11 protein-coding genes and 1 pseudogene are annotated in these 12,287 nt (G+C 47.9%); 4 read left to right on the plus strand and 8 right to left on the minus strand.

The genetic code is table 11. The features are described 5' to 3' along the window. Nucleotides 1–153 precede the first annotated feature (153 nt). From FYJ45_RS04965 to FYJ45_RS04985, 6 genes and pseudogenes are all read right to left on the minus strand, one after another. Nucleotides 154–483: an iron chelate uptake ABC transporter family permease subunit gene (locus FYJ45_RS04965; RefSeq protein ID WP_154463711.1), complete on the minus strand. Its 330-nt coding sequence runs from the start codon at nucleotides 481–483 to the stop codon at nucleotides 154–156. Then, complete coding sequence (locus FYJ45_RS31350; protein WP_268890907.1) at nucleotides 476–871, minus strand: FecCD family ABC transporter permease; 396 nt, start codon at nucleotides 869–871, stop codon at nucleotides 476–478. The genes FYJ45_RS04965 and FYJ45_RS31350 overlap by 8 nt, the downstream gene beginning before the upstream one ends. A gap of 4 nt (nucleotides 872–875) precedes the next feature. Further along, nucleotides 876–1,528: pseudogene (locus FYJ45_RS32560) on the minus strand (FecCD family ABC transporter permease); the annotation flags it as partial. Next, on the minus strand, nucleotides 1,473–1,976 hold the full coding sequence (locus FYJ45_RS04975) for an ABC transporter substrate-binding protein (RefSeq protein ID WP_235930578.1): 504 nt from the start codon (nucleotides 1,974–1,976) through the stop codon (nucleotides 1,473–1,475). The pseudogene FYJ45_RS32560 and the gene FYJ45_RS04975, both read right to left, overlap by 56 nt. 441 nt (nucleotides 1,977–2,417) lie before the next feature. Continuing rightward, nucleotides 2,418–4,442 carry an FtsX-like permease family protein gene (locus FYJ45_RS04980; protein ID WP_025490036.1) on the minus strand — a complete coding sequence of 675 codons (2,025 nt, stop codon included), beginning with the start codon at nucleotides 4,440–4,442 and terminating at the stop codon, nucleotides 2,418–2,420. 3 nt (nucleotides 4,443–4,445) lie between these two features. Further along, complete coding sequence (locus FYJ45_RS04985) at nucleotides 4,446–5,210, minus strand: ABC transporter ATP-binding protein (RefSeq protein ID WP_035322538.1); 765 nt, start codon at nucleotides 5,208–5,210, stop codon at nucleotides 4,446–4,448. A 136-nt stretch (nucleotides 5,211–5,346) separates the two neighbouring features. Here FYJ45_RS04985 and FYJ45_RS04990 point away from each other — a divergent pair, with 136 nt between their 5' ends. From FYJ45_RS04990 to FYJ45_RS05000, 4 genes are all read left to right on the plus strand, one after another. Continuing rightward, nucleotides 5,347–5,838 carry a hypothetical protein gene (locus FYJ45_RS04990; RefSeq protein ID WP_154463712.1) on the plus strand — a complete coding sequence of 164 codons (492 nt, stop codon included), beginning with the start codon at nucleotides 5,347–5,349 and terminating at the stop codon, nucleotides 5,836–5,838. A 234-nt stretch (nucleotides 5,839–6,072) separates the two neighbouring features. Next, nucleotides 6,073–6,681, plus strand: a complete 609-nt coding sequence (locus FYJ45_RS30350; RefSeq protein WP_235930579.1) for a hypothetical protein — start codon at nucleotides 6,073–6,075, stop codon at nucleotides 6,679–6,681. Nucleotides 6,682–6,705: 24 nt separating this feature from the next. Then, nucleotides 6,706–7,932, plus strand: coding sequence for an ABC transporter ATP-binding protein (locus tag FYJ45_RS30355; RefSeq protein WP_276925312.1), 1,227 nt, complete (start codon nucleotides 6,706–6,708; stop codon nucleotides 7,930–7,932). Then, the gene (locus FYJ45_RS05000; protein ID WP_154463713.1) at nucleotides 7,929–9,782 is read left to right on the plus strand and encodes an ABC transporter ATP-binding protein; all 1,854 of its coding nucleotides are present in this window, start codon (nucleotides 7,929–7,931) and stop codon (nucleotides 9,780–9,782) included. The genes FYJ45_RS30355 and FYJ45_RS05000 overlap by 4 nt, the downstream gene beginning before the upstream one ends. Nucleotides 9,783–10,002: 220 nt before the next feature. On the opposite strand, the gene FYJ45_RS05005 is transcribed toward FYJ45_RS05000, so the two are convergent. Further along, nucleotides 10,003–10,776: an alpha/beta fold hydrolase gene (locus tag FYJ45_RS05005; protein ID WP_154463714.1), complete on the minus strand. Its 774-nt coding sequence runs from the start codon at nucleotides 10,774–10,776 to the stop codon at nucleotides 10,003–10,005. 205 nt (nucleotides 10,777–10,981) lie between these two features. After that, nucleotides 10,982–11,899 carry an RpnC/YadD family protein gene (locus FYJ45_RS05010; protein ID WP_154463715.1) on the minus strand — a complete coding sequence of 306 codons (918 nt, stop codon included), beginning with the start codon at nucleotides 11,897–11,899 and terminating at the stop codon, nucleotides 10,982–10,984. Nucleotides 11,900–12,287: the final 388 nt, after the last annotated feature.

A 12,287-nucleotide genomic window follows, 5' to 3' on the forward strand; every position in this document is an offset into this window, starting at 1 on the left:
TTTAGTTGGCGGAAAGACTTTTATACTTTTGCTCTTCGCCTTACGACACTTCCTCTTCCTGCAGCTCATAGGTGATACAAAGTGGCTTTCCGGTCCAGGGTTCCCGGCCGATACAGGCCTTCAGAGAAAAAACCTCCTCCAATACCTGCGGGGTCATAACCTCCTCCGGGGTGCCTTCATGAAGTCATTGATTCCCAGAATGCCAGGTTCTGCCATCTCATTCCGGGAAACACCCTGAATTACACAGCCCGAAGCAGACAGGCCGGCCCCTGCCAGAAGGCTGGCAAGGACACGCGGAAGCCGAAGCTGCAGCAGCGTAAAACGCACCCCCTTCTCTCCTTTTCCCCATAGGATATTCCAGATCTCCTCCGGGCTGATATGTCTGTAGCCTGCATTGATATCCACCCAGATTCCCAGGATAAGAAGCGCCGCCAATATGGCAAGCACGATGCAGGCACGCATTTTTTTCCGGGAGTCAGTCAAAGCCTTTGTCCTCCTTTCTTGCAATCCAGATGAAAAACGGCACCCCGATAAGCGAAAAAATCAGACCAATAGGCGTTTCCGCAGGCGCATTGATGGTACGGGAAATAATATCTGCAGTGAGCATAAAGAAAGCGCCCGCCGCCATGGAACAGGGAATGACCGCCCGATAATCCGCTCCTGTAAAAAAGCGGACCACATGGGGAACCAGACCTACGAAGGCAACAGGCCCGGTAAGGGCCACGGCGCCGCCCGCAAGCAGCAGAACAGTAAGAAGACAAAGGAAACGGGAACGCTCCACTTCCAGCCCCAGGCCTTTCGCGGCATCCTCCAGGGCTGAGCATGGAAACACGCCCCGACAGCAGGACTGCCGCCACCAGGCCGGAAACAATGACCGGGCCTGCCAGCAGAAGCTGCCGGGAGCGGATGCCTGCCGCACCGCCGGCGGTCCAAAAGGTAAGATCATGACCGATTTGAAAGAAAATGGAGACCGCCTGACTGAGTGAGGACAGGAAAATACTGACAGCGCTGCCTGCCAGTACCAGCCTTACAGGCTCCAGCTTACGATGTCTCATGCTCATCAGCTCGTAGACAGCCAGCATGGAAACCGACGCGCCCAGAAAGGAAAAGATAACCACTCCTGTAAAACCAAGTCCGGGTAAAAAAGCAAGGCAGAGCGCCAGCGCAAAAGAGGCTCCCGCATTGATGCCAGCAGTCCTGAATCCGCAAGAGGATTCCGGGTTACTCCCTGCATGAGAGAACCCGCTGCGGAAAAGGCGGCGCCGGCTAGGATACAGCCCAGCGTACGGGGAATACGCAGTTCCCGGACTACGATATGCTGCTGATCCGCAGCATCCGGCCGGATGACGGCGTTTACCACCTGCCCAAAGTGATCTCCATGCTTCCATAAAGCACGGAAAGAGCTGCGGCCAGAAAGACCGCAGCACCGACCGCAAGCAGAAACAAGGTCATCCTTTTTTGTCCGCTCGCACTCATTCCTTTTCACCAACGCTGCGGAAAAAGTCAACAAAAATATCCAGCTGGGCATTCAGGGTAATCGGATCCCTGTGCATAAACGCGACCTGTTCATAAGCAAGCACACGACCTGCCTTAACAGCGTCAAGACTGTTCCAGAGCCGGGATTCCTCCACAAAGGAGCTGTCCGTATCCGCCAGGACGCCGTACAGGATAAAATCTCCCGTATACTCCGGCAGCGCTTCCAGAGATACCACCTTATAAGGGGTATCGGCATCTACTATTTCCGCCTGTACTGCCGAAGGCGCCTTCAGTTTCCATATATCATACAGAACGGAACCTCCTCTTGCAAAATGACTGCCCATGGTATAGATCTGCTGCGGCCATACCTCCACAATAGAGACGGTACGATTTCCCACAATTTCCCGGATTTCTTCTCCGGCCGCCTCCGCTCTTTTCCTGAAATCAGCAATATATGTTCCGCTTCCTTCTCTTTTCCCACAAAACCTGCGATGTAGCAAAACAGCTCCTCATCACTGCGGCTGCCATCCTGAATATATACCGTTGGTGCGATTGCGGCATATTTTTCATAATCTGCTTCGGTAATTGTGAAGATCAAATCAAACCGCATGCTCCCAACAGCGCCGAAAAAGCCAAAAACACACATACAGAAAGCAGTCTTGCTCTCATCTTCTTCATAACTCTCCTTTCCTTCCATCCGGTATACCGGCACTCTTGTTAGATATGCTAGCATAAATGTGTATGCATGACAACTCATTTCAGGCATACGGATGCTTGCCAGCCTTTTGGAAAATTGCCATAAAGATTGCTGTGAAATAAGAATTGACCGCAGGACATGCCTCCTGTGGGGCAGTCCGGAAAGAAACATAACTAAAAACCGAAGGGACACGTCTGTGCCCCTTCGGTTATAAAGAAGGATTTAAGAGACAGCCACCTGCCGCCTAACCCTGGACAATTTTAAAGTATGTGCGCGCTGTCAGCCGGTAAACAAGCAGATAGGCCAGCGCAAAAACAAGAACGGAAAGCACGGTAAATAAAGCGAACATTTTTATATTGGTCATACTGAATACCGTAAGCATCTTGCAAAGCTGCGGGAATGCCACCGCAATGTGTATGACAGCCATTCCCAGAGGCAGGAAGAAAACAAGAAGCACCTGGCGGGTGATGGTTTTCTTTACTTCAGCGGCGCTCATCCCCACCTTTTCCATGATTTGGAACCGTTCCCTGTCATCGAAGCCTTCCGTAATCTGCTTATAATAGATAATCAGAACAGTGGCAATGAGGAACAATACGATGAAAAATACGCCGACAAAAAGGATGCTGCCGTACAGCTCATAAAAATCCGCCCTCTGCTCACTGCGCACATAAGTCCTGTAAACGCCGGGCACAGCGCCGTGTATGCTGCTTTCCAGCTGTCGGACGGCTTCCTTGCTCCCTTCCAGATCAAAAAAGCAGTTAAATTCCACAGAGGTGGGAAATCTGCCGTTCTGTGCCTGCGCATTGCTCGCCGCCGCCAGCCTGCTCAGATCTTCCAGGCCTGGGACAACAAATATACTGAGATTCACAGGCGTGGCAAAGCCCATAAACATTGTAACGTCAAACTCCCAAAGCCGCCCGGCCAGACTGTATTTTTCTCCGCAGATATCCGCAAATCCGTTCATTTCCGGTCCTGTTGTATAATAGAATACCTCTCTTTCCCCGAGAGAAAGGCTTTTGCCAAATAAACGGTTGTAATCCTCCAGCGTCATGGCATAGACCATGTTCGTTTTTCCCTCATTATTAAAGGCGGTGGTAAACTGTCCGTCCGCATAGGAAGCGCCAAAGGATATCTGGTAAAAATCCATCTGGTTTTCCAGTGTACAGCCGGCAGAGGCTGCCAGTTCCTTTACCTTTTCCCTGATGGAAACGGCCAGTTGTACGGCCGAGGCAGTATCCTGCGGGGAATAGTCCGGCACGTCCGCATACATATTGACATCCCGGGGAAACTGGTTTTTCAGCATATCCTCCTCTCCGGCATAGAGGCTTAAACAGCTGGACAGCGTTACCAGTACGGCTGTTGACAGAACACAGATACTTGCCAGTCCCGCGGCGTTCTGTTTCATCCGGTAAATCATCCCGGAAACAGAAACAAAATTCTCCGGTTTGTAATAAAAACGTCTGTTTTTTCGAAGCGTTTTCAACAGGGCGATACTCCCTGCCTGAAACAGGCAGTAGGTTCCGATAATGACGAGGAGCACCGCAGGAAAAAAGGCAAACAGCGCATCTGAGGCCGTCTGGGTGGCAAGGGCCTTCGCATAGCCAATCCCCAGGGCTGCCGCTCCTGCAAGTGCGACAGCCCATCTGGTTTTAGGCTCCTTCTCTCCTTCCCGGCTGCTTCTAAGCAGGTCTATGGGATTGGTTCTTGTCACGCTTACAATGTCATAAAGCAGGACAAAAAAGAAACAGACCAGATAAATCAGGAAGGTTTCAGCCACCGCATTCAGCGGGATCCGGAAGATTAGCTTTCCGGGCAGCCCCACGAATTTCAGAAGAAGAAGGAACATTGCCTGACTGAAAAGCATGCCTCCTGCAATTCCCACGGATACGCTCAGAAGCATGCTGAAAAGGACCTCCCAGAAAAGGACGAAAGCAAGATGTTTTTTCTCCATGCCTAAAATACAGAACAGGCCGAATTCACGTTTGCGGCGCTTTATGATAAAGCTGTTAATATAAAACAGGATGATAAACACGAAAAGAATGCATATCATAAAGCTGATCCTGACCAGCATATACATGATATCTCCGCCCTCCATGCCGCTATCCGCCACCATGATGCCAACGGAGTTCAGGACATAAAGAAGCCCCGCCATCAGGCTGCCTGCACACAGATAGGGAAAATAAATGCTTTTGTTCTTTTTCATATTGGTTCCTGCCAGACGGGGATAAAAAAGGAGATTATGCAGGGAAGAAAACTGTGGTATATTCATCTGTCAGTCCTCCCCTCTGCCTGTGGCAAGAACCGTCAGGGTATCCGATATCTTCTGGTACATCTCCTCATTGCTGCAGTTCCCACGGTACAGCTGATGGAAAATAACGCCGTCTTTGATGAAAAGGACCCTTCCTGCATGGCTGGCCGCCCGTGTACTGTGCGTCACCATAAAAACGGTCTGGCCGCTTTTATTCACGTCTTCAAAAATACGGAGCAGACTGTCCGCAGCCCTGGAATCCAGGGCGCCCGTAGGTTCGTCCGCAAGCAGAATCTGCGGCTGCGTAATGAGCGCTCTGGCAACTGCCGCCCGCTGCTTCTGCCCTCCTGAAACCTCATAGGGGAACTTATCCAGCAGCTCTTTAATCTCCAGCCTGTCCGCCAGCGGTTTCAGTCTCTCTTCCATTTCTCCGTATTCCTTTCTGGCAAGAACCAAGGGCAGGAAAATATTGTCCCGCAGAGAAAAGGTATCCAGCAGGTTGAAATCCTGGAACACAAAGCCCAGGTTATCCCTGCGGTAGGCAGCCATCCGGCTGTCCGGCACCGCCGCCATATCCCGGCCGTTTAACAGAACCTTGCCTCCGGTAGGCTTATCCAGCGCGGCAAGGATATTGAGCAGCGTGGTTTTTCCTGAACCGGATTCGCCCATGATTGCCACATATTCCCCTTCCTCTACGGAAAACTCCACATCTGCCAGCGCCTCCACCTTTGCGCCGCCAAACCTTGTGGTATATACTTTTTTCAAATGCTTTACTTCCAGCAGTGACATTTTTTCATTCCTCCATTCTGCCTTACACCAGTGCGCTTTTTGTATGTTTCGTGCTTATTATAAGACAGGCAGAGGAAACAATCCATCGAATGGGCTTACATTTTCTGAGTGAAGGTTGCATTTTTGTAAGGTTGGTGTGAAACCTTTTATCAACCAGCCATGCGCTGTTTTGATAAATACCATTTTGATAATCACTATTCAGATAACAACAATCGACAGATACATTTATCCATGGTATACTTTATATAAAATATTTATCCGCTGCATTTTTACATTTCCCGCTTTAGTTTCCTATGTGCCGGTTGCGGTTCTGGGGGCTAACCTTAATACGGTTATGCGTGTTCATGTGCCGCTCGAAATGCAGGGCCGTGTTTTTTCCGCCAGGGATACCCTTCAGAACATCACAATCCCTTTAGGACTGTTCCTCGGCGGTATTTGGGTTGATCATGTTTTTGAACCATTTATGAACAGGCCATCAGCCATTCAGCATGCCTTGGCGTTATTTTTCGGGGCGGGGAAAGGGTCCGGTATCGCGGTTATGTTCTTTATTGTCGGGATAATTGGATTTATTTTGAGTATTGCTGCTTTAAGGAATCCACTGTATCAGAGTCTGAATGACAGTGAGTGATTGCCAGCTGCACAACAGCCAAACAGTCGATGTAATAACGGGAAACAGGGAGCAGCGGTATATTCCGCTGCTTCCCGTTTGTTCCGTACCAATTCTGTCGGCGGCATAACAAACCTGGCATGGTGCTATCACCATTCGTGCTGTAAATCATGCCATTCGTGCAGAAATGACGTATTCCAGGCCTTTTCTGATAAGCTTACAGATGATAAGCTTACAGGCAGGAGGAAAGAAAAAATGGAACATGAACCGTCCTCTGGAAAACAGGCGCAGGCAATTTACAAACACTACTCTGCTTTCCAGAATATCCTGTACTGCATAAAAAATACATATATCTGTTATCCGCCGCTTTTATTCTGGTGTCTGCTTCTCATGCTGACCAGGGTGGCTCTGCCGGTGCTTTCCACTTTTCTGCCCAAGGCGGTAATTGATGCGGTGACAGAAGGAAAAGGTATCCTGGAGACTGCGATGATAACACTTTATTTTACTATCAGTATTGCGGCAATCACCGGTCTGCAGGGCTTTGGGAAGAAATGTGTCTATTGGCACAAATACAAAATGAATACCTATTATCTGCGAAAGGCGGCGGATAAAGGGCTGACCACCGACTACTGCAATCAGGAAAATGATGAATTCCGCAAGCTGCAGAGCGAGAGCCATGAATACTGCCATGGGAATTTTTCTGAGATGACCGAAGTATATGATGCAGGCGTTTCCATGCTCTCTAATCTCCTTGGATTTACGGTATATCTGGGCATTCTGGCAAGGCTCAACCTGCTTATTGTCCTTTTTCTGGCAGCCACCACGCTTGTAAGTTTCTTTTTGGATAAACAGATTCTCAAATGAGCGGAGGCCCACAGCAGGGAAAAAGTGGGGTATCGGCAGAAAACCCAGTATATTACCCGTATTTCCGGCGATTATGCTTCAGCTAAGGATATCCGGATATACGACATGAGCAAATGGATGAATCAGGTTTATCAACAGAATTTAAAAGGGTTATCCGGATATTTTCACCGTTACACGAAAAAGGTGTTCGGCGTATCCGCTGCTGACAACGGCTTAGCCTTACTCCGGGAAGGCGCGGCATATGCCTATTTGTTGGCGCTGGTTTTTGGCGGTCAGATCAGCGTTGCTGATTTTGTGCTTTATTTTAGTGCGATCACTGGTTTCTCAGTCTGGCTTTCCGGCATTCTCGGCCAGGCGTCCAATATCTCCCGCCTCAGCATGGCCGTCAGCCATTTTCGCAGCTTCCTCTCCTTTCCCGAACAGTTCCAACGGGAAGGCGGAGTTGAAACCGACGCATTATTGGCTTTTCCCAAAGTCATTGAGTTAAAAAATGTCTGCTATCGCTATCCTGGCGCCAAAGCCGATACTTTACTGGATATTAACCTTAAAATCAATCCTGCCGAACACCTGGCTGTAGTAGGTTTAAATGGGGCAGGCAAAACCACGCTTGTAAAATTGATCTGCGGCCTGATCGATCCGACTGCAGGTACGATATTATATGACGGTACAGATGTGCGGGCATACAACCGAACTGCTTATTACAGGCTTTTTTCTGCAGTGTTCCAGCAATTTTCAATTCTGCCCGCAACAATCGAAGAAATTGCAGGCGAGAGCGCACCCAGGCAAGTCGATCCGGAAGCTGCAGGAAATTGCCTGATCCAAGCAGGATTGTGGGATAAAATCCAGGAACTCCCCAATGGAATCAAAAGCACATACAGCAGGGCCATCCAGGATGACGGTATTGAATTTTCCGGAGGTGAGCTGCAAAAATTATTGCTCGCAAGGGCCCTTTACAAAAATGCGCCTGTAATGGTGCTGGACGAACCCACGGCTGCCCTTGACCCGATTTCTGAAAGCAGGCTGTATGAAACTTACCATAAAGTGATGGAAAACCACTCCACCGTCTTTATTTCACATCGTTTAGCCTCCACCCGCTTCTGCAGCCGGATTCTTTTAATGGATGGCGGGCGTATTGCTGAAGAAGGGACCCACGAACAGCTGCTTTCCCAAAAAGGAAAGTATTACGAACTGTTTGAAACGCAGGCAAAATATTACAGAGAACATCCCGCAGGAAAGGAGGCGGAGGAATGAATAAATCAACCCTCAGAGAACGGGTTTCTGTCACCGTACGCGGATATGATATTCTAAAGAAGTATTGTCCGGGCCTTGCCTCCGGCAAAGCAGCGTCTGCGCTGATAACCGCTCTTCAGCCTTTCGTCTCCCTCTGGTTCTCAGCGCAGATTATTAATGAACTTACCGGACAACGGCGGGTAAATCTGCTGTTCTTTTACGTCTGTATTGTGCTGCTTTGCAATCTTGTAATATCAATGCTGCGCAGTGTGTTAGATCGCATTACCAGTGAGAAGCAGGCGCAAATGTGGGATTTTTTCCAGAAAGTATTCACTGACAAACAACTGTCTATGGACTATGTGGATTTGGAAAATGCAGAAATTCTGCAGCAGCGCAAAAAGGCGGAAGAAAATCTGTTTATGTTTGGCAACGGTCTTGGGCAGCTGGTATGGGGAACGGAAGGGCTGATCCGTACAGCCGTTAATATTATTGTTTCAATTTGCATGTCAGTGACTTTGTTTACCGGGAAAACCGGATATGGCTTATTGGATTCCCCGTTTTGTATTTTTGCCATTCTGCTATGTATCCTATTCGGCGGATGGTGCAGCTCCCGGGCCGCTGTTAAGGAAAATAAGGCGTTTGAAAAATGGAGTAAGGAAAACGTCTCGTTCTACAGAGCCTTTGACTTCTTTGGCTGTGATTTATGCATGAAACCGGAGTATGCTAAAGATGTGCGCATTTATGGGCAGAATCACGCCGCAGACCGAGCGTTTGAGAAAATGCAGCTGCATGACAGGGAACAAAACCATCTGATTCACCAAATGTGCTGTCCTGAGGCCTGGGGCGGTTTCCTTGCCAGTCTCAGCAATGCCGTCTGCTATCTGTTTGTGGTAGCCAAAGCGGCCATGGGCGCTTTCGGTGTGGGTAGCATCGTTCAGTATGTGGGCGTGCTCACACGTCTGGGTGAGGGTCTGCAGGAAGCAATGTTTATGTATACGGACAACGCTGTGTACTGTTCTCATCTGCAGGGACTGTATGCTTTTCTTGATATCCCCAATAAGAAATACCAGGGCACCCTTCCCATTGAAAAGCGTGCATTATGCGACTGCAACGATAATGATTATGAAATTGAATTTTGTGACGTATCGTTCAAATATCCTGGTTCCGATGCTTATGCCCTGCGGCATATCAGCCTGAAATTCCGCGTTGGAGAACGGCTTGCAGTCGTCGGAATGAACGGTTCAGGAAAGACCACCTTCATAAAACTTCTCTGCCGCCTGTATGACCCGACAGAAGGGAAAATTCTGCTCAATGGCATTGATATCCAGAAGTACAATTATGAGGAATACATGGGCATCTTTTCAGTGGTATTTCAGGATTTTAAGCTTTTTTCATTTTCACTGGGACAGAATATTGCAGCAAATGCTGATTATGACAAAGCCCGGGTGGAATATTGCCTGAAAAAAGCAGGCTTCGGAGAAAGACTTGCCCAGATGCCAAATGGAACTGATACCTGCCTTTATAAAGATTTCAGTGAAAACGGCGTGGAAATTTCCGGCGGCGAAGCGCAGAAAATTGCTCTCGCCCGGGCACTTTATAAAGATGCTCCTTTTATCGTTCTCGACGAGCCAACCTCTGCTCTCGACCCGGTTGCCGAGGCAGAGGTTTACAGCAAATTCAATGAGATTGTAGGGCAAAAAACCGCTATTTACATCAGCCACCGCCTTTCCTCCTGCCGGTTCTGCGATGAAATCATCGTTTTTGATCACGGTCTGATTATCCAGAGGGGCAGCCATGACGACCTCGTTGCTGATGAAAAAGGCAAATATGCCGAATTATGGCGCGCTCAGGCGCAGTATTATGAAAAGTGACTTGCGGCTTCATAAACAGAGTCAGCGACTATTTCAGGGATTCGATGAAATTCAGCTTCTGTGCAAACTGAGATTGTGAATATCCCAGTTCTTTACGCAGTAAAGCAATCCTGTGTCCTGCAGCATTTTTAACAATCATGTATTTTCCCTCCTTATGCTTATTATTTTAGCTGTTATTCTATGCATGGGCAATGGAAGGCAAATTCAATTTTGGGCAGTTTTAGCAACCTGCAGTTGAGTCTGTACAAACACCGGAGCCAAGTTCCCGCAGAAAATCAAGCGCCCTTTCATTTACCTCTTTTGCATGCTCCATAACAAAATGAGGGCGGTGTCCGCAATTTGGCACTTCAAAGGTTCTGGCATGAGGGCATTTTTCTTTCAGCTGTCTGCAGGAACCAAAAGGATCGCTGTCACCGTTTATGAAGAATAAGGGACAGGATAATGCGTTCCACTCTTCTTCCGTAAGATTTGGATGCTGCCGCCAGTCAAGGACAGTCTGTTCCATGAAGGTCTCCCAGTTTCCTCTGTGAGCCTCAAAATGCCGTGCTGTCATGTCACGTATCATTCTGGTGTCATTCCTTTTTATAATACTTTCGGGGAGGAAATCCTCAGAGCCTTCAGGATTCGGCTCTGTCCCGGCTCCGATTGCGATAAGGCTTCGGACTTTTTCAGGATATTTGGATGCCATATACATTCCCACGGTAGTTCCAAAGCTATAGGCAAACAGATGGGCACTCGGAATTTCCAGGACATCTAAAAAGTCTGCCATATCATCGGCAATTTTGCGAGAATCCCATTCAAGGCTTTCGCATTTCGTGCGTCCATGTCCGCGGAAATCCGGAAACAGGCAGCGGTATTCCCCCTGAAATGGCTGTATCTGTGCACCGAAGGCCAGCAGGCTGCGGCTGAAATGGCTGTGTAAAAACAGTATCGGTTCGCCGCAGCCCATGTCTTCGTAGAACATATTAAGATCTTTAAAGTTCATATATGGCATTTATTTCCCCCTTCTTACCATTCGAACATATATTCGTATATTAATTAAGTATACTATCGTAAGCAGAAGGAGTCAACCAGTAAAATTAGTCCAAGCCAATACTCTCCATTCATACAAAAAAGTCACCATGGTTTGCCATATTGACAACAGGTCCCATGATGACTTTTATCTTGTTTCCTATAATATCCTCAGCTATTCAGGTTCTTCACCAATAATGCCGTACCTTTTCCTGTGCCTCCTGTTCGCTGATGCCAAGACGGAGTTTCAGTCTTGCTACAGTCTGCTCAAAACTGACCCCCAATTCCTTACAGGTTTCTACCATTCCTTGTTCTATTCCCTGTTCTATTCCTTGTTCTATTCCCTGCTTTATCCCCTGAGCAATTCCATCTTCTTTACCGTTCTTATACTCGCTTGCGCGGATTTTTCTCATTTCCTCTTCTTCATTATACTCAAAGATTGACACTGCTATCACCTCCGCTCTCTGTGACGACAGGAAATCTGCCAGAATGCCTTCTCTGGTACATTCCGTTACCGCCCGCTCAACCGCTTCCTCAATCCGCATTCTCTTTGCATATTTTCTGACCCGGTCCACATACTGGCTGTATTCCCTCAATGTCCGGCATTTATCCATCAGCTCTTTATTGTGTCCGAAATTGATATTCAGCATGAGCACCTTCAGTTCCAGCTCCGGTTCTGCCGTCTCTTTTTCAAAAGCATCCGACAGCCGCAGGATCTGCCTTTCCGGCTGCCCGTCTGTGCCGTTGTAAAATACCACGAACCGTGGCACCGGAATTTTCACCAGCGTGGAAGAATATATGGTCTCATCCCGCGTATATTTTTCCAGCTGCTTGGCAATGTATACCAGATCTCTCAGTGGCATATTGGGATTATACGAACCCTGGTGCTCGTACAGATTCATCTCGGAATCCAGCAGGAATGAGATGTCATTCTTAAAATTCATATAAATTGCATTTTCCAGGGTACAGATTGTCAGGTCCTCCGGGCTGTTATACGCGGAATCATTGAGTGCATTATACAACTCCAATAGTTCCTTCTTTTCCCGAAATAGCATCCGGAAAACCGTATCCTTCTGATTCCTTACTACGTGCAGTTTTTCTGCCATAAGCTGTTCCTTTCTGTTTGTGCGCGGAGCAGCCTTCCCAATCAGCCGCTCCTGCTTTCTTTGTTGGATAGTAAGCATAGAGTTTCTGAATTGAGAATGGAAATCAGACGGCACATGTGGCCAAGATTCGTTAGAAATTTATGCTTGCGTTTATTTTATCACTATTTTTACGTATATTCAACTATTCCTGACATTTATCAGCGCCGAAAGGCGCTGGCAGGTTGTAAATAATCCTCTCGATACTTTTATACTTAAATATTTATTTTCCACATCGCTACGCCCTTTTCATGTTTTTATCCACACCCTTTAGGCATTCGTAGCCTTCGCTAACTTCTTCGATGTTTTTTTATGTTTTTTCCTCTTTTCTCTTCCCTTTTATCACTCCCTT

The sequence above is a fragment of the Eisenbergiella porci genome (genome assembly GCF_009696275.1).
Lineage (GTDB): Bacteria > Bacillota > Clostridia > Lachnospirales > Lachnospiraceae > Eisenbergiella > Eisenbergiella porci.

What these genes read in the sequence shown, in the direction of transcription:
- FYJ45_RS05000 (WP_154463713.1), top strand. Translation starts at nt 7,929, where the DNA reads ATGAATAAATCAACCCTCAGAGAACGGGTTTCTGTCACCGTACGCGGA.
- FYJ45_RS30350 (WP_235930579.1), top strand. Translation starts at nt 6,073, where the DNA reads ATGGAACATGAACCGTCCTCTGGAAAACAGGCGCAGGCAATTTACAAA.
- FYJ45_RS04980 (WP_025490036.1), bottom strand. Translation starts at nt 4,442, where the DNA reads ATGAATATACCACAGTTTTCTTCCCTGCATAATCTCCTTTTTTATCCC.
- FYJ45_RS05010 (WP_154463715.1), bottom strand. Translation starts at nt 11,899, where the DNA reads ATGGCAGAAAAACTGCACGTAGTAAGGAATCAGAAGGATACGGTTTTC.
- FYJ45_RS05005 (WP_154463714.1), bottom strand. Translation starts at nt 10,776, where the DNA reads ATGCCATATATGAACTTTAAAGATCTTAATATGTTCTACGAAGACATG.
- FYJ45_RS04985 (WP_035322538.1), bottom strand. Translation starts at nt 5,210, where the DNA reads ATGTCACTGCTGGAAGTAAAGCATTTGAAAAAAGTATATACCACAAGG.